General features: G+C 57.0%; 15 protein-coding genes and 1 riboswitch. Of the genes, 13 read left to right on the top strand and 2 right to left on the bottom strand.

The features are described from left to right. The first annotated feature begins 1 nt into the window (after window position 1). The 6 genes from ACFQZG_RS23980 (at window position 2) to ACFQZG_RS23955 (ending at window position 7,622) form a co-directional block, all read left to right on the top strand. On the top strand, window positions 2-664 hold the full coding sequence (locus ACFQZG_RS23980; RefSeq protein WP_378157192.1) for a DUF2306 domain-containing protein: 663 nt from the start codon (window positions 2-4) through the stop codon (window positions 662-664). Between the two features lie 258 nt (window positions 665-922). Further along, window positions 923-3,673, top strand: coding sequence for an S-layer homology domain-containing protein (locus ACFQZG_RS23975; protein WP_378157190.1), 2,751 nt, complete (start codon window positions 923-925; stop codon window positions 3,671-3,673). Window positions 3,674-3,795: 122 nt separating this feature from the next. Next, window positions 3,796-4,128 (top strand): antibiotic biosynthesis monooxygenase family protein, encoded by a 333-nt coding sequence (locus ACFQZG_RS23970; protein WP_378157250.1) that lies wholly within the window; start codon window positions 3,796-3,798, stop codon window positions 4,126-4,128. Window positions 4,129-4,188: 60 nt separating this feature from the next. Further along, a riboswitch (cyclic di-AMP (ydaO/yuaA leader) is annotated at window positions 4,189-4,332 on the top strand. A gap of 204 nt (window positions 4,333-4,536) precedes the next feature. Continuing rightward, window positions 4,537-5,709, top strand: a complete 1,173-nt coding sequence (locus ACFQZG_RS23965; protein ID WP_378157188.1) for a KamA family radical SAM protein — start codon at window positions 4,537-4,539, stop codon at window positions 5,707-5,709. 114 nt (window positions 5,710-5,823) lie between these two features. After that, window positions 5,824-6,711 (top strand): DUF5808 domain-containing protein, encoded by an 888-nt coding sequence (locus tag ACFQZG_RS23960; RefSeq protein ID WP_378157186.1) that lies wholly within the window; start codon window positions 5,824-5,826, stop codon window positions 6,709-6,711. A gap of 23 nt (window positions 6,712-6,734) precedes the next feature. Then, window positions 6,735-7,622: a LysR family transcriptional regulator gene (locus ACFQZG_RS23955; RefSeq protein ID WP_378157184.1), complete on the top strand. Its 888-nt coding sequence runs from the start codon at window positions 6,735-6,737 to the stop codon at window positions 7,620-7,622. A gap of 159 nt (window positions 7,623-7,781) precedes the next feature. On the opposite strand, the gene ACFQZG_RS23950 is transcribed toward ACFQZG_RS23955, so the two are convergent. After that, window positions 7,782-8,120, bottom strand: a complete 339-nt coding sequence (locus tag ACFQZG_RS23950) for an ArsR/SmtB family transcription factor (RefSeq protein WP_378157182.1) — start codon at window positions 8,118-8,120, stop codon at window positions 7,782-7,784. Between the two features lie 119 nt (window positions 8,121-8,239). Between ACFQZG_RS23950 and ACFQZG_RS23945 the strand changes: the two genes are divergently transcribed. The 4 genes from ACFQZG_RS23945 (at window position 8,240) to ACFQZG_RS23930 (ending at window position 13,082) form a co-directional block, all read left to right on the top strand. After that, complete coding sequence (locus ACFQZG_RS23945) at window positions 8,240-10,939, top strand: hypothetical protein (protein ID WP_378157181.1); 2,700 nt, start codon at window positions 8,240-8,242, stop codon at window positions 10,937-10,939. 22 nt (window positions 10,940-10,961) lie between these two features. Then, a complete protein-coding gene (locus ACFQZG_RS23940; protein ID WP_378157179.1) occupies window positions 10,962-11,237 on the top strand; it encodes a hypothetical protein in 276 nt (91 codons plus the stop codon). A 92-nt stretch (window positions 11,238-11,329) separates the two neighbouring features. Then, window positions 11,330-12,094, top strand: a complete 765-nt coding sequence (locus tag ACFQZG_RS23935) for a MerR family transcriptional regulator (protein ID WP_378157178.1) — start codon at window positions 11,330-11,332, stop codon at window positions 12,092-12,094. A 352-nt stretch (window positions 12,095-12,446) separates the two neighbouring features. Continuing rightward, window positions 12,447-13,082, top strand: a complete 636-nt coding sequence (locus tag ACFQZG_RS23930; protein WP_378157176.1) for a M15 family metallopeptidase — start codon at window positions 12,447-12,449, stop codon at window positions 13,080-13,082. 446 nt (window positions 13,083-13,528) lie between these two features. Here ACFQZG_RS23930 and ACFQZG_RS23925 read toward each other — a convergent pair whose 3' ends face one another. After that, window positions 13,529-14,287, bottom strand: a complete 759-nt coding sequence (locus tag ACFQZG_RS23925) for an exodeoxyribonuclease III (RefSeq protein WP_378157174.1) — start codon at window positions 14,285-14,287, stop codon at window positions 13,529-13,531. 269 nt (window positions 14,288-14,556) lie between these two features. Here ACFQZG_RS23925 and ACFQZG_RS23920 point away from each other — a divergent pair, with 269 nt between their 5' ends. The 3 genes from ACFQZG_RS23920 to ACFQZG_RS23910 all read left to right on the top strand — a co-directional run bounded on the left by ACFQZG_RS23920 (window position 14,557) and on the right by ACFQZG_RS23910 (window position 17,753). Then, the gene (locus ACFQZG_RS23920; RefSeq protein ID WP_378157172.1) at window positions 14,557-15,921 is read left to right on the top strand and encodes an extracellular solute-binding protein; all 1,365 of its coding nucleotides are present in this window, start codon (window positions 14,557-14,559) and stop codon (window positions 15,919-15,921) included. Between the two features lie 96 nt (window positions 15,922-16,017). Then, window positions 16,018-16,908, top strand: coding sequence for a carbohydrate ABC transporter permease (locus ACFQZG_RS23915; protein WP_378157170.1), 891 nt, complete (start codon window positions 16,018-16,020; stop codon window positions 16,906-16,908). Between the two features lie 17 nt (window positions 16,909-16,925). After that, window positions 16,926-17,753 (top strand): carbohydrate ABC transporter permease, encoded by an 828-nt coding sequence (locus ACFQZG_RS23910; protein WP_378157168.1) that lies wholly within the window; start codon window positions 16,926-16,928, stop codon window positions 17,751-17,753. Window positions 17,754-17,763 lie beyond the last annotated feature (10 nt).

Genomic DNA, 17,763 nt, shown 5'->3' with positions numbered 1-17,763 from the left:
AATGGCGAAGCGGGTTGCGGTTATGCCGAGATGGACGTTCGTCTTGTTGGCGATATTGGCCGTCGGAATCGGAGCGTACGCCTTCGCGTTGTACGGCGATTACGACGGCATCAGGGACCAAGGGTTCGTCACGGAAAAGGACGATACGTTGCCGGCGCTCTGGTACAAGGTGCTATGGACGCACGCCGCGTCGTCCGGCGTCGCGCTGACGATCGGTTGGCTGCAATTCGTAAGACGGCTGCGCCTCCGCAAGCCGAACGTGCACCGCGCGATCGGTTACCTGTACGCCGTCACGTTGGCGATCGGCGCCGTAACCGGCTTGTACATGGCCTATTACGCCGATGGAGGCGTAAGCGGCAAGCTCGGCTTCGCGACGCTATCGGCCTTGTGGTTATATACGCTGTATCGCAGTCTCAAGAGCATAATCGTCGATAGAGACGCGCAAGCCCACGGCCGGTGGATGACGCGCAACTACGCGCTGACTTGCGCGGCGATCATGCTGCGTCTGTATACGGGCATCGCCGCCGCGGCATTCAGACTCGAAGACACGAACGTCACGTTCGTCGTCATCGGCTGGCTCTGCTGGGTGCCGAACTTGCTGTTCGCGCAGTGGCTCATCGGGAGACGCGGATACCGGGTGGAGACGAATACTCTCCAATTGTGATCGCAGCTTACGGACCGTGCCTCTCCTGAATGTAGTCGGCGCATTTTACCGCAGGTACTGCGGGGCTTCTTATCCGTATCGTTCGGAAGAGGATGGCGTAGCGGTGGCAGGCGGAAACGCGGGGAATGGACAAGGGATCGATCATCTGCGGATGGTCGGTCTTTTTTATCGGCTACGACAACTTTTTCGACAAAGGACCTAAAATTACCAATTAATTCCGAGATTCTCCTGCTTTAATATGATATATTTTCCAGTGTAATGTCCAATATCAGGAGAAAATGTCGAAAGGAAGTTGAGTTAGCGATGAGTAAGAAGTTCATGGGTAAACAGCTACTTGCGATTATCATGGCCGTAACGTTGGCGCTCGCGGGCAGTCTTAGCGCGTTAGCCGGAACGGTCAAGGATGTCCAGGGCCATTGGGCAGAAAACGCGATTCAAGCTTGGCTCGATCAAGGATTCATTAACGGGTACAAAGATGGAACGTTCCGTCCGGAAGGAAAAGTATCCCGCGCCGAGTTGGTCAAGATGATCAACGCTTCGTTCGGGTTCGCAGGACAAGCTGCGGTAACGTATAGCGATGTGAAAGCAACCGATTGGTTCTATCAGGATTTGGCTGCGGCACTCGCCCAGGGCTATATCTTAAGCATTGCGGAAGGAACATTCTCGGCAACTCAACCGGTGTCTCGTCTTGAAGCCGCGAAGGCGCTGACCAAGCTGCTCGAGCTGGCTCCTGCAGTGTCCGCGAGTACGCTCCAAGACACAGCGAACTTGTCGGACGCCGAGAAGAACGCCGTCGGTGCGGTCGTTGACGCGAAGTTGATGGTCGGAAACGGCAAGGGCAGCTTCCGTCCGAACGACACGCTTACCCGCGCGGAAGCGGTCGTCTTGTTGACGCGCGCGCTGGACTATCGGGTGCAGAAGGTCGCGGTCTATAACAAGCCGGGCGTGTATGGACCTGAAAGCGGCGTAGAGAAAGTCGGCAAAGATGTGTTGATCTCGTCCCCGGGCGTAACGTTGCGGAACATGGACATTCAAGGCAACCTGACGATCGCCGAATCGGTAGGCGACGGCGACGTCTTCTTGAAGCAAGTGTCGGTGGCCGGCACGACTTCTGTCAACGGCGGCGGCGCGAACAGCGTTCACTTCGAGAACTCCGTCGTCGTGAAGATCGTCGTCAACAAGAAGGACGGCATGATTCGAATCGTCGTCGAAGGGACGACAGAAGTCCGCGACGTGATACTGGAATCCGGAGCGAAGCTGGAGTCCGCCGAAGGCACGACGGGCAAAGGGTTCCAGAACGTCACGCTGGCGGAGACGCTTCCAGCGGATTCGAAAGTAACGCTTAGCGGCAAGTTCGAGACGGTCGACGTTCTCGCGGCGAAGATCAATATCGAAATTCCGAAGGGCGAAGTCGGTAGTCTAAACGTAGATAAAGGCGCAGGCGACGTTAACGTTAACCTTAGCAAAGATGCTTCGATCGTCGATCTGATTCTCGCGGCGGTCACGAAGGTCGTAGGTCAAGGCCTCATTCAGAATGCCGATATTCAGGCGAACGGATCCTCGATCGAGCAGACGCCGAAGAACGTCGAAGTCGGAAGCGGCGTTCAAGCGGAGGTTGGCGGGAAGCCGGCTACGAATACGGGGGGCAACACTACGCCGGTAGTTCCTAACCCGCCGACAACGGTCAACAAGGATGCCTTGGCTTCTAAAATTGCATCACTTCAAGCTCTTCATGACAGTATGGTTGAAGGCATCGCAGTCGGACACGTTCCTTTCGGAACTAAGGCGAGCTTAGCATCGGTCATTCAAGAGGCACGGACTGTTGCCGACGATAGCGCAGCAACGCAGGCGGCGGTCAATGGCGCGCTTGCGACTCTTAATACCCAAGAAATCTATTATAGGAACGCAGCGATACGCACTCCTGTACTCGAAAGTTTCAAAGTCGCCTATGTACAAGCGAGATTGGTATACAACTCTACTTCGGAAGGCACAGCTCCAGGGTTGGCTGCATCGGGTAGCAAAGAGCTCTTGGAAGCGGCGATACGAGCTGCGGCCAGCGTACTTAATCATGCGGGCGCTACGCCGGAACAAATTCAGTCGGGCTATACCGCGCTGACTTCGGCAGTTCAAACATTCAAGAATGCGCTAAATTCGAACGATCTTTCGGAACTAAAGCGTTTAGTGGCACTTGCGGAACAGAAAAAATCCGTTGCTGTCGAAGGTAACGCGATTGGCGAGTATCGGGCAGGTGCAAAAGCGATTCTAGAGTTGGATTTATCCGGACCGCGTTATATAAGCAGCGGGGCGGGGAAAATAACGACCTATGACTTGGCAGTGAACATCTACGCTATGTATAAAGCGCTTTCGAAGTTCGAGGCGGATAAAAAAGCGGCTAATCCTGCGCTTATTGCAATGCAGGAAAAAACAGCGCATCCATCAATGGGGAAATCCATGCTCCAATTCAGCGCGGATCAGTCCGGTACCGTCTATGTCGTTCCGACCTCGCAATATCCGAATTCGAAAGCGGATCTTATTTCTTATCTAGATGACGGACTATCCGTTACGAAGACTGTATATGCGGGTGAAACAGTGAACTTAGACGTGATCTCGTTAACCCCGGGAGCCTATAAGATGTATCATGTGAACGGCGAAGATAACCTGTCGAAGCCATTCACGGATATCCTCATTTTCCCGTATACCGTTACGAATGTCGGCGTAACCTCTGCTATCGAAGACAATAGGGTCGTTAACAGCGTGACATGGACGGATAGCGCTACAGGAGATGGGGTTAGCTATAGAGTATTCAGAGGTCTGACGTCCGAAGTTTCAAGTATGACCGAGATTGTATATCTCATAGCTCCAGGTACAATGGAGTTCGTTGATCGGGATATCGACCTGCTACCGGGAACGACGTATTACTATTTAATAATGACGACCACGACTTCCGGGAATGGAGTAACACCTGGCGCAACGCCGGTTACGACGCCATCGATACCGGCAGGAATGTAACAAGAGAGGGGCAGGATGCATTTCATCCTGCCCCTCTCTTGTTATAATAGGTTGAATCGGAAATTTTCAAATTAATTATCTTCCCTGTGAATTTATGAAGTTAGGAGCTAACCCCCATGCCAATGACCCACGGTCTTGAACCGGGATCGAGCGAGACGTGTTACGCCGTCATCTTCTCCAGCCAGCGTACGGAAGGCGACAACGGCTACGGAGAGATGGCCGATCGGATGGAGGAGCTGGCGAGGGCGCAGCCCGGATTTCTAGGGGTGGAGAGCGTGCGGAACGCCGAAGGGTTCGGCATTACGATCTCCTATTGGGAGAGTCTCGAGGCCATTCGCGATTGGAAGAAGAACGAGGAGCATCTCGTGGCGCAAAGCCGAGGCCGGCAAGACTGGTACGCGAGCTACGAGCTGAAGATCTGCAAGGTCGAGCGGGCGTACGCGTTCCCGCGGTGACCACCGCGCTCGTGAGTATGTGCGCATGGAAAATTTGACACCTTTTGCTAACCTGACATATAGTAGAAGGAGCTTAGTTCCCGGTCCACGCCGGGAAGCGGGGGAACCAATCTTCAGGGGCGTATCGGTCCGGTCGTACGGATCGTAGGGAACCATCTATCCCGAGCCCGTCAGCTAACCTCGTCGGCTTCAGATGGGTCAGGAATTCGGTGCGCAGATGAGACAATCTGCCGTCAGTGACCCTTCGCGGGTCTTTTTTTGCTTTTTATCCGAAGACCCGGAGCACGGTAACCGTCTGGTTTCCGTACGCTCAAGGGTCTTTTTATTATGGCGAAGGAAGGGGGTAGGGCAGGTCCGGTACCATTCCGCCGACGTTCGAGCGACTATAAACTTGAGGAGGATTTACGAATGGCACAACCCAAGTATATAACCGACATCGACCGCATCGTCCACATACCGGAGACGGAGCGTCAACGACTGAAGAGAATCGTGGAGAAATTCGTGTTTCGCGTGAACGACTTTTACCTGGGCTTGATCGATTGGAACGATCCCCGCGACCCGCTGCGCAAGCTGGTCATCCCGAACGAAGGGGAACTGAAGGAATACGGCCGGTGGGATGCCTCGGACGAGGACACGAATTACGTCGTGCCCGGCTGCCAGCATAAGTACAAATCGACGGCGCTGCTCATCGTGTCGGAGGTGTGCGGGGCTTATTGCAGGTACTGCTTCCGCAAAAGGTTGTTCCGCAACGACGTGAAGGAAGCGGTGACGGACGTGGAGCCGGGATTGAAGTACATCGCCGAGCATCCCGAGATCAGCAACGTGCTCCTCACGGGCGGCGACAGCTTGATTCTAGGTACGCCGAAGCTTCGCTCCATTCTGGAGAGGCTTCGCGCGATCGACCATGTCAAGATTATCCGGCTCGGCTCGAAAATCCCGGTGTTCAACCCGATGCGAATTTACGAGGACGAGCAACTGCTCGAGACGATCAGGGAGTTCTCCGACGCGAACAAGCGCATCTACGTCATGGCCCATATTAATCATCCGAAGGAAATTACTCCGGAAGCGGTGCGCGGCTTCGCGGCGCTGCACGACGCGGGGGCGATCGTCGTCAACCAGACGCCGATCCTGCGCGGGATCAACGACGATCCGAAGGTGCTCGGCGAGTTGCTAGACCGGCTGTCTTGGGCCGGCGTAACGCCGTATTACTTCTTCGTCAACCGTCCGGTCGCGGGCAACCGGGACTTCGTGCTTCCGCTCGCCCGAGTGTATGAGCTGGTCGAGCAAGCGAAGGCGAGGACGTCCGGGCTGGGCAAGCGCGTCCGCCTGTCGATGAGCCACACTTCCGGTAAAATAGAGATCCTGTCCATCGAGGACGGCAAAGCGTACTTGAAATACCACCAGTCGCGGGAAGGCGACTACGGGCGCTTCATGGTGCTCGATTGCCCGCCGGACGCCGCGTGGTTCGACGACTTGCCCGGCAACGAGAACTACTGGCGCAAGCCCAGCAAGATGACGGAGGCGGTCGCTTCCGTCAACCAGATGTCCGATTATCCGCGGGGAGCGGTTAGCCGGGGGTAACCGAATCACCCGTCCGGGCTAGCGCTCGGGCGGGTGATTTTTCGCGATTGCGGAAGGCGGTTCGAAGAAGTACGATGGAAGCACAAGTCGAATGATTCGGAGAGGAGATGCTTGATGCTCACGATCGTCCTGCTTATCCCCGCAACGATTCTGTATATCGTTCTGATCGCCACCTACAAGCCGCAAGGCCGATACCGCGAAGGGAAGCTGCTGTCTATCGAGTTGCCTTCGGAGGCAATGGAAGACGCGGAATTGCTGCGAATTCAGCAACGGTATAACAGGCAGCTCGCCAGAATCAGCCTCTGGTCGATCGTCGCCTTCGTGCCGGTGGCGCTCATGTGGCAATGGTTCGCCGCGCAAACGGTCTATTTCTTCCTCTGGCTAACGGTCTTCCTGTTCGTTACGGTCGGTCCTTTCCGCCGCGCGTTCCGCGATACGATCAAGCTGAAGCGGGACCGCGGATGGGGCGATACGGTCGAGGATGAGTATTGGGCGAACGGCTTCACGTACCATAACCCGCAAGACAAGCGCATATCCGTGCCGAAGCGGGTCGGCATCGGCATGACGGTCAATACGGGCACGCTGGCGGGGAGGACGATCATGCAAGCCGTGATCGCCCTCGTGGCCGGCGTGCTGCTATTCGCTTCGTTCCTCATTATCCGGGCGGAGTTCGTCTCGCCGACGTTGACCGTCACGCCGGAGGAGCGGATCGAGATCGATTACCCGATGCACGGCTACGACTTCGCGCTGGCCGACGTTCGAGGGATGACGCTCGTCGACGGCGTGCCGTCAGGGGGGAAGATCAACGGCGAGAATTCGACCAAGTACAAACGCGGCACGTTCCGGTTGAAGGAAATCGGGAAGTCTCGGGTATTTATTTTCAAAGACAATCCGCCCTACATTCGATTCGAGCTCGACAATACGTACGTCTTCTATAACGACAGGGATTCCGCGGAGACGCGCAAGCTCTTCGAACAATTGCAGACGCGCATAGATAGGTAATGGGTACCGGAGGGGGCGGAATAATGGAGTTAACGTACTTAAGAACCTTCCGCGAAGTCGTCAGGACCGGCAGCTACACGAAGGCGGCGGAGTCGCTCGGATACGCGCAGTCGAGCGTGACGACGCAGATCCAGAAGCTCGAAGAAGCATACGGCGCGGTGTTGCTGGAGAGGCAAGGCAGGGGCATGAAGCTGACGATGGCCGGCGAAGCGTTGTTGCCTTACGCGGAACAGCTCGCGCGGCTGCACGACGAGTCGCGGGAAGTCGTCTCGAAGCAGTCGAAGGGGACGCTGTCGGTCGGCACGATCGAGACGTTGGCGGCGTTCTACTTGCCTCCTCGCTTGCAAGCGTACCGGCGGCTGTTTCCGGACGTTAACGTAACGTTGCATCCCGGGAACGAGCCGTTCATTATCGACCAGGTCAAGGAAGGCGCGCTCGACGTCGGCCTTATCCTCGATCCGCCTTTCTCCGATCCGGAGCTTCATACCGAGATTCTGCGGGAAGAAGAGCTCGTCATCATCGCGCATCCGGAGCACCGGTTCGCCGGCATGAACGAGATTCGGGCGGAGCATCTGGAGAACGAATCGCTGATCTTGACCGAGGACGGCTGCACGTACCGGGCAATGCTGCTTCGCGTGTTGAAGGCCGGGCAGATCAACCATAGGCTGGCCTACGAGTTCGGCAATCTCGAAGCGATCAAGCAATGCGTCACGTACGGGCTTGGCGTCGCGCTGTTGCCCCGCATCACGGCGGAGCCTTCCGTCCGGCAAGGGCTGCTCGTCGCGGTTCCGTTCAAGGATCCGGCGTGCCGATTCTACTCTCAGCTTATCTACGCGAAGAAGAAGTGGCGGTCGGCGGCGTTCAATGGCTTCGTGGAGCTGTTGCTAGGCAAGGAGACGCAGGAGACTTGAGCTCATAGAGCTCGTAGGAATAGAACGGAACAAGACCACCGCGCGCGAAGGCGCCGGTGGTCTTGTTCGTCGTACTCGGATTCGATCGGTGCGCTCGGTCCTCCTTGGCGGTCCGTGTGGTCGATTCGCGGATATCGCGAACGTTCCCGTTGTTGCGCGTTATTCGTTGCTTCCGTCGCTCGGAGCTTGCGCCTGCAGCACCTGCAAGTAGTCGTCCAGCCGGTCGAAGCGCTCCTCCCATAAGCGTCGGAACGATTCGATCCATGTATCCAGCTCCCGAAAAGGCTGCGGACGAAGCTGATAGATGCGCCGCTGGGCGATCGGCCGAACCTCGACGAGGCCGGCGTCGCTCAAGACGCGAAGATGCTTGGAGACCTGCGGTTGATGCAGGCGAAGCTCGTCGGCGATTTCGCCGACAGGTCGAGGGCCGGTTCGCAACAGCTCGACGATGTGTAACCGGTTGGGCTCTGCGAGAGCGCTCAAAGTAGCTGTGTTCATGGCTTAACTATACTCCCATCTTAATATTCCAGTCAAGGAATATAACCGGGGGCAGCAACGATTTCGGGCTTGCTCACGTCTAATAGGTATCTAGGGAAAAAATGGATGGAGGCTCACGAATGTCCAAAAGGGCGACTGCCTGGTTAGGCGGCATTGCGATATTGCTTGGGATCGCTCTAATTGTCATTGCGGCATCGCTATTCTATTCGCCGCGGGAAGAGGAGGAGCCCGCGAACGCGCCGGCTTCGGCGAGTCCATCCGCGATCGCTTCGCCGTCGCCCGCTCCTAAGGGCGAACCGGCGGTGGAACGATTACCGGGGTTAACGATTAAGATCGTTGATGCGGCGCAGCGCGGATGGCAGCTTCAATTCGATTCCGAACAGGCTACGGAAGTCGTCGCGACAGCCGAGACGAAGCAGGCGGTCGTTCATGCCTTGCTCCGGTACGGCGGCGATGAGGGGTACGGGTCGACGATGATCGGAATCGATGCGGTCGTCGTCCGTCCGGACGAGAAGTCGGTCCGGTCGTATCCGCTCTATGAAGTGTCCAACGCGCGCATGATCGGAGCCGTTCCGTTCTATTTTATCGACGACAGGCGCCTACTGTTCGTTAAGCAGTCAGAGATGGAGGGGGTGGCTACCTTCGATCTGGCCACGCTCGACGTCGGGAACGGCGAAGTCGCTATGGTGACGAAGGCATTCTGGGAACTCGATATGAAGGATCAGTCAAGCGGCGACGACTTCCTGATCGGGTCGCATTACGCGAAGGCGAACGGCGAGGGGGCCGGGTCGATCATGCTGGCCAGCCACCAAGGGCGCGTATGGACGATCGACGTCGGAAGCGGCGCGGTCCATGCGTTGCAGACGGCGTACCCTGCTTACGGCGATCCGGGCAGCACGCCGCCCCGCGAGCTCGTCTATCCGTCGCCGGACTTATCGCGATTCGTCTATCAGGAGAAATACAAGAGCAATTTCAAAGTCGTCGATACGGATACAGGAGTGTCGCTGTCGTCGTTCGGGTTCCAAGAGGATACCATACTCATGGAGCCGGGCATCGACTGGAATCCGGACGGCAGCTTCTTTTACTTGGAGTTCGGGGCGCGGGAGCGGGCCGTGGGCATTCAATTCGACAACGGATATCGGCTGTACGCGGAGGCAGTGACTTTCTACGATCGGGACGGAATCGCGTATCGGACGATCGAACCGCCGGCGGGTTCGAAGCTTCGCATGAACGTATACGGCTGGGCCGACGATGGCCGGGTGTGGCTGGAATATTATCGCGCGACTCCGCAAGAAACAGGCGACCCGACCAAGACCGACGTTACCTATAAGTTGCTCGATATCGAGACGGGCGAGCTGACGGATTACAAGACGACGAACGACCCGGGCGAGCTGGCTCAGCCCGAGATCGTGCGCCGGAATCTGTTCTACGGCTACTCCTATCCGGTGCCATTCCTCTTGGCCAATCGGGAAAAGAAGCTGATCTGGCAACCGCAGCCGGAAGCGGCCCCGATCTACGATGGAGATGCGTTGTACGTGCAGCTTCGGTCGGAAGAGACGAGCGATGTGTTCGCCTGGCAGACTGGCGACCGGTCGTGGCAGCTTGTCGACGGCGATTCGGGCGAGGCACGTAACGGAGAAATGATCTTCGCGACGCCGAACGTATACGAGGGGAAGTGGTTGATCTATACGCGGCGTTATGAACATCGAATCGACTACGTGCCGATCGTGAAGGAAGCGGTCGCCGGGGCAACGAGACTGCCCGCGATTCCGGCTTCGTTCGCGGAGCAGCAGGGCACGAGCGAGTGGTGGACGAATGGCGGCGAGCATGTGAAGATCGGGGATGATCGGGCGCTGCGCGCCCGTGGCGTAACGCGATTCGGGACGATCGAGCTGCGCGCGGAGCCGGGAGAAGCTTCTATGAGGGACGGGGGAGCGTCGGACTTCCACGGCGATTATCGGATGACGTTCGCGACCAAGGGCGGGAAGCGCCTGGAGCTGCCGAAGCTCGAAGGGGTAACGCTGATGCTGGAAGGTTCCATCGGTTCCATGGCCAGCTACGAGATGGACGGCTTCGATATCGTCTTGTTCCGGCCTCGGGATTATCGGTTCAGCCAAGGTTACGACGGAGGGATTCGGGAGACGCTGGCATACGCGGTCACGGAGAAGGGCGAGGCGTTCCCGCTGACATTCGTCTACGAGATGGCCGGAGCGGGAAGGCAAGAGAGCGCGATCCTCCCGATCGACGTCAATATACCGGTCGCGCGCGACGGGGAAGAACTCGTCGTCCGGACGATCGCGAGCGGCAGCCGCGAGCTCCGGTTATCGCCGAACCTGGCGGAGCGAACGCTGACGGTCGTAAGCGTGACGGATCTATCCGACGAGTACAACCGCCTGCTGGGCATTACGACTCGTTATACGGAGTTGATCGAACAGGAGCTCGGCCTGACGGAGGGCGTGGACGCGGGAGCCGTGGTAGATGCGGAACGGCTGAAGGGGTTATTTTCGCGGCAGGCGCTGCGCAATCCGGGTCTCAAGCGAATGCAGGCCGACTTCGCGAAAGCCAAGGCGGACGGCAATCCGTCTCGCGCGTTCACGTGGACGCCGATCGATAGCCGATACGTATCGCCCGACACGATCCGGTTCACTTTCACGCTCAACCTCTGGTATGCGATCGGCTTGGCCGCGCATCTGGAAGTCGCGTTGAAGCTAGACGGCGACGAGTGGGAGATTCACGACTTGGGGACGTTGGAGACGGAGAAGCTGGACGGGGTGGCGGGCTATAACGGGCTCTTGGTGAAGGATACGTTGGAGCTGTGACGGAGGTGTCTGAATGAGCGCAATGGAACTGATCGTATCGCGCTATGAGAGCTTAACAAGCGGGGAGCGGGAACAACTCGTTACCGGGTTATCGCGATTCTTGGGCAAGACGGTTCGAATCTCCGCGAGCGATATGACTTCGTATAGCGAAGATGATTTGCGAATTATAGGCGATGTGCTTCAGGGAATTATTCTTACCAAGGAGAACGTTCCAAACTTATCGGAGATTTATCAAGGATTGGACGTCGAGAATCTGCCTAATCAAATTTCGTTCGGTCGCAAGGAAAAGGACGAATAATTCGAGCTGAATTATCGTTAAGAAAAAATTCGAAATTAGCGTTTGACATTGACGTTGCGTCAAGGTGTACCGTTAGTTCAGGGGGTGATGACATGGAGTACACGGTGCAGAAATTGGCGCAGCTAGCGGGAATCAGCACGCGCACGCTTCGGTATTACGACGGGATCGATATTCTGAAGCCGGCCAGAACGAACTCGTCGGGTTACCGGATCTACGGCGCGAAGGAAGTCGAGCGACTGCAGCAGATCATGTTCTATCGCGAGCTCGGCGTCCCGCTGGATACGATCAAGGAGCTCGTGACCCATCCGTCGTTCGACGGAACCGCCGCCATGAAGGAGCATCGCGAGCAGCTTCTCGAGAGGAGAAGGCAGCTCGATCAACTCATTGCGAACGTGGAGAAGACGATCGCGCTAACGGAAGGAAGAGTGACGATGAGCGACCAAGAGAAGTTCGAAGGGTTCAAGCAGAAGCTGATCGACGAGAATGAGCAGAAGTACGGTAAGGAAATCCGGGAGAAGTACGGCGAAGACGCCGTGAATAAGTCGAACGCCAAGCTGCAAGGCATGAGCGAAGAGAAGTACAACGAGATGACGAAGCTCGGCGAAGACGTAGCGAAGACGCTGGCTGAGGCGCTCCGCACGAACGACCCGGCGGGCGAACTGGCGCAGCGGGCGGCGGACATGCACAAGCGTTGGTTGATGTTCCACTGGAACGAATACAACCCGGAAGCGCACGCGAACCTCGCCCAGATGTACGTCGACGACGAGCGGTTCACGGCGTACTACGACAAGGAGCAGCCGGGCACGGCGGCGTTCCTGCGGGATGCGATCCACATCTACACGGGTCGGAAGCAATGAAGGTAAGTAGCCGAAGAGGCTGTCTCGAGGGGACTCGGGGCGGCTTCTTTAGTTTGGGGGGCGGCGAGTGGTCGGTGGCGGGAGGGAGTAGCGCGGTGCGGGCGAGTTACGGTGGCGATTCGGAAGTTGCGGGTGAGGATAGCGCGGTGGTATCGAGTTACGCAGGCAATAGGGCGGAAGTTGGTGGAAATAGCGCGGTGCGAGCGAGTACCTGGTTTCCAGTCTAGTAGCGTACCCAACCTTTGTCGCTTTCTGCGGCGGTGTCGGTATCTTATAATTATCGATAGAGTGGATATGCTATTGATAGAGTGCGAGAGTCGCACGCGAAATAGAGAATAAGTGAGGTACTTGTATGCCCGATATGATCCCTGCTCCGAATCCGAAGCCGTTACGCGTTCCGGCGACAGCCGCGAGGAAGCGCGCCAACCGGCATGTTCGATGGCTGACGCGAGCGCTGCTTACGGTTGGAGTCGGCTATATTCTCATTCAAGCGGGTCTCGCCGAACGGCTGATCCCGATCAATTGGTTCCGCGAGGTGCCCGATGTGACGGGGCTTCATCCTGTCGTAGCCGCGAATCGAGATCTGTTGGTCGACCTGACCAAGGCCGAGGGCATCGACGTGTTAATCTCGGACGACTTCCGCAGCAGCAAGGAGCAAGATGCGCTGTACCGCCAAGGCAGGACCGACGAAGGGTCGATCGTCACGAAAGCCAAGGGCGGCGAGTCTTACCATAATTACGGACTTGCGATCGACTTTGCGTTGCTTACGCCCGAAGGCAAGGCCATCTGGGACATTGAGTACGACGGCAACCGCAACGGCGAAGCCGATTGGATGGAAGTCGTGACGATAGCCAAGCAGCTCGGCTTTGCCTGGGGCGGCGACTGGGAGAGCTTCCCCGATTATCCGCATCTCCAGATGGACTTCGGATATTCGATCCGCGAGCTGCAGGGCGGCTGGCGGCCACCGGAAGTCATCGCGTCGAAGTAACGTTATGACACAGCACTAAATTGCCGAACTCTGCGCCCGCGCCGAAATAACGCTACCACACAGCGCTAAATCACCGAACCCGGCGCCCGCACCGAAATAACGCTGCTACACAGCGCTAAATCACCGAACCCGGCGCCCGCGCCAAAATAACGCTGCTACACAGCGCTAAATCGCCGAACTCGGCGCCCGCACCGAAATAACGCTGCCACAGAGCGCTAAATCGCCAAACCCGTCGCCCGCGCCGAAATAACGCTACCACACAACGCTAAATTGCCGCGCCCTGCGTCCGTGCCAAAATAACGCTGCCACACAGCGCTAAATCGCCGAACCCGTCGCCCGCGGCGAAATAACGCTGCCACACAGCGCTAAATCGCCGTCCCCGTCGCCCGCGCCGAAATAACGCTACCACACAGCGCTAAATCGCCGCCCGCCACCCCGCCCCCGCGTCAATCGATCGCGAGAGTCACCGTAACCGGGCAATGGTCGCTGCCGAGCACGTGCGCGTCGATGCCCGCCTCGACGATCGCCGGCGCCAGCCGCTCCGATACGAGGAAGTAGTCGATCCGCCACCCGACGTTCCGCGCGCGAACGCCCGGCATATTCGACCACCACGTGAAGGCATCCTCGCGATCCGGATACAGATGGCGGAACGAATCGACGAAACCGGAGGCGAGCAGGTCCCGCATTTTCCCCCGCTCCTCATCGGTGAAGCCCGAGTTGCCGCGGTTGCCTTTCGCGTTCTTGATGTCGATGTCCTCGCGGGCGACGTTCAAGTCCCCGCAGACGACGACGGGCTTCACCTCGTCGAGCGCCAGCAAGTAAGCGCGGAACCGATCTTCCCACTCCATGCGATAATCCAGCCGAGACAGATCTCTCTTCGCGTTCGGCGTATACACCGTCACTAGGAAATACGTCTCGAACTCGAGCGTCAATATCCGGCCTTCCGGCTCCTCGTTGTCCTCGATGCCGTAGCGCACCGACAGCGGCTCTCGCTTCGTGAAGACGGCGGTGCCGGAGTAGCCTTTTTTCACCGCGTAGTTCCAATAAGACTGGAATTCCTCCCCGAGCGCCAGCTCGATCTGACCTTCCTGCAGCTTCGTCTCCTGCACGCAGACGATGTCCGCCTCCGACTGCTTTACGTAATCGCAGAATCCTTTGTTCGCGCAAGACCGCAATCCGTTCACGTTCCAAGACGCCAGCTTCATCGCAACAATATCCCCTTTATCATCGAAATCGCTTCTCCCAGTGTACCACAGCCGCGTCGCGGCGGGGCATCGCTTAAGGATAAGCAGGGTTACCGCAGCAACAAGCCGCGCTCCGCGATCCGGAGTGTGGTTTTTTTTAGGTTCTGCGGACCGTTCGCCGTCTTACGACCTAAAAAAAGTGAACCTTAACTCATAAAGTTACCGCATTGTTAGGCATCCTAAGCCTGTACCATAATAGGGATACATTCACGCAAGGGGGATATTAGACAATGGCAAACAAGTTCAAAGCGCTAAGCGCAGTAGCAGCGGCATCCGTGCTGACGCTCAGCTTGGCGGCATGCGGATCCGACAACGAGAACAACAATAACACCTCTTCTCCTGGTGCTTCCGAGCCGGCTGCTTCCGGCCCTGCGGCTAGCCAAGTCAATAACGGCGAGAAAGTCACGATCACGCTGCAGAACATCTACGTCGACGAAACGACGCCTACGGCGAAAGGCTTGAAGCAAACGATCGCGGCTTACAAAAAAGAGCACCCGAACGTTACGATCGAGCTCGACACGCTGAGCACCGACCAACAGAAACAGAAGCTCAAGACGCAAGCGGCTTCCAAGACGATTCCCGACATCACGATGGTAAACCCGGCAGCTCAAATGCAACCGTTCGTAGAAGCGGGCCTGTTCGCTCCGCTGAACGACATGGTCGAGAAGGATGGCCTGAAAGACACGTACCAAGCGGGCCTGCTCGACTACTACAGCTTCGAGAACAACATCTACGCGCTTCCTGACGGCAACAACATCGAAGTCGTGTACTACAACAAAGACCTGTTCGCGAAAGCGGGCATCGCTGCTCCTCCCGCAACGTTCGAAGAGTTGATCGAGGATGTTAAGAAGCTGAAAGCTTCCGGAGTCATCCCAATGGCGATCGGCGAGAAAGACACGTGGACCGGCTCGTTCATGTTCATGAACATCCTGCTCCGCACGAACAACGGCCCAGGCTTCCTGCAAGACGTCATGGAAGGCAAGAAGACGTTTGAAGATCCGGCGTTCGTGGAAGCCGTGGACGCGTTCCAACAGCTGATCCAAGCCGGTGCTTTCCCGGAAGGCGCGACTGCTCTCGACGTTAACGCAGGCGCTAACCTGTACAAATCCGGTCAAGCGGCTATGTACATGCTCGGCACGTGGGAGACGGGTTCGGTCGACGCATCGACGGCCGGTCCGAACACGGCGGCGTTCCAATTCCCTACCGTTAACGGCAAAGGCGACCCGAACCAATTCATGCTCGCTCCGGGCACGGCGTTCGCGATCTCCGCGAACAGCAAGCATATCGACGTCGCGAAAGACTTCCTGCACTTCTTCGCATCGAACCAGCCTAAGACGCAGTTCGATCTGAAGAACGCGGTAGGTCAACCGCAAAAAGTCGTAGGCGACCTGAAGGAAGCGGGATACTCCGATCTGGCGATCTCCGTAGCGGATCTGTTCAACAAGATCAACGGCGGCGACCTGTCGTTCGATAACACGATGAAGCCTGCGGTATCGCAAGTTCACTTGAACAGCCTGCAGAACATGTTCGTACAGAAAGTCGACCCGGCTGCGGTTGCCAAGGAACACCAAACCGCTTTCGAAGCTAACAAATAAGCAATACCGCACACATCGATCAACTTGAATGTTCGCGAAGGGGGGCTAAGGCACCCCTTCGCCATTCGAGTTTTCTTATGAAGGAGGCGACAGTCTTTGAACGTCCTGAAGGTACCTGCCCGCACGATCGCCGTCTTTATCCTACCGGCGTTGTTACTCTATATTTGCATCGTATTCATTCCGATTATCGTGTCGTTCTACACGGGCACGCTCGATTGGGACGGCATTAATACCGCGAAGCACGTCGGCTTCGACAACTGGCACAAGATGCTGTTCGACGATCCTTACTTCTGGCCTGCGGTCAGACATACGTTGATGTACGCCGTATTCTCGATGCTCGAAATTCCGATCTGCCTCTTCGTGGCGATCTTGCTCGTTCGGTTCCTGCGCAAGCCGAATCGATTCGTATCGTTGTACTTCACGCCGGTTATTCTATCGGTCGTTATTATCGGCCAATTGTGGAGCACGATCTACAAGCCCGAGGCGATGGGCGGCATGCTCAACAGCTTGCTCGACACGCTCGGACTCGACAGCTGGAAGCGCGGCTGGTTAACGGATCCCGACATTGCGATGTACAGCATCTATATCGTGTCGCTGTGGCAGTACTTCGGCTATCACTTGCTGATCCAGTTCACCGGCGTCCAGAACATTCCTAGCGAAATCTATGAAGCGGCGAAGATCGACGGCGCGGACGGCTTCAAGGCCGACCGTTACATTACGCTCCCGATGATCGTGCCGATCTTTAAAATATCGCTTGTCCTCGCGTTCATCGGTTCCTTGCAGTCGTTCGACATGGTCATGGTTATGACGGGCGGCGGTCCGGCTCACGCGACGGACGTCATCTCGACGCATATGTACAACAGCTCGTTCCTGTCCCTGCAATACGGTTACGGCAGCGCGATGGCTTCGTTCCTCGTCATTCTGTGTCTCGTGTTCACGGTAATCATTAACGGGATTATGAATCGCGTAGAGCGCAGATACACCTAGAGAGGAGATACACGGCAATGTCCAATTCAATCAAAAAAGGAATCGTGTATGTTCTGATCGCGATTCTGTGCGTTACGCAGTTGTACCCGTTACTGTGGCTACTCCTGTACTCCTTGAAGTCGAACGAGGAAATTCTGAGCGGCGAGTTCTTCTCCTTGCCGAAGTCGCCGGTCTGGGAGAACTACTCCAGCGCTTATAAGGCCGGCCATTACCTGCAATATCTCACGAACAGCGTGATCATTACCGTCATCACGATGTGTCTCGTCATTCTGCTGAGCGCCATGGTCGCGTTCGCGATTACGCGGTTCCGGTTCAAGTGGGGCAACGCGGTCATGCTCGTCTTCCTGCTCGGTATGATGATTCCGATGCAAGCGACGCTGCTGCCGCTCATGATCATGTTCAGAGACGCGCACATTCTCGATACGCGTCTTGCGCTGATCCTGCCGTACGTCGCGTTCGCGACGCCGATCGCGGTATTCATCCTGAGCGGCTTCATGAAGGGAATCCCGCACGAGATCGAGGAATCGGCCGTCATCGACGGCGCGAACACGTACCGGACGTTCTGGTCGATTATCATTCCGATCTCGATTCCGCCGGTCGTAACCGTGTGTATCCTGACGTTCATCAACATCTGGAACGAATACATCATGGCCGCGACGTTCATCTCGTCCGAGGATCTCAAGACGCTGCCGTTCGGGGTATACTCGTTCGTGAGCCAGTACCAGGTCAACTTCGGCAGCATCGGCGCGTTCCTCGTCATGGGCGCGCTGCCGGTCATCTTGCTGTACTTCTTCCTCTCCGATAAAATAACGAAGGGCATGGTAGCCGGCGCCGTCAAAGGCTAAGCAAGGTGTT

The organism is Cohnella sp. GCM10027633 (genome assembly GCF_042675445.1).
Taxonomy (GTDB): Bacteria; Bacillota; Bacilli; order Paenibacillales; family Paenibacillaceae; genus Cohnella.
This window is presented reverse-complemented; position numbering and strand designations above follow the sequence as displayed.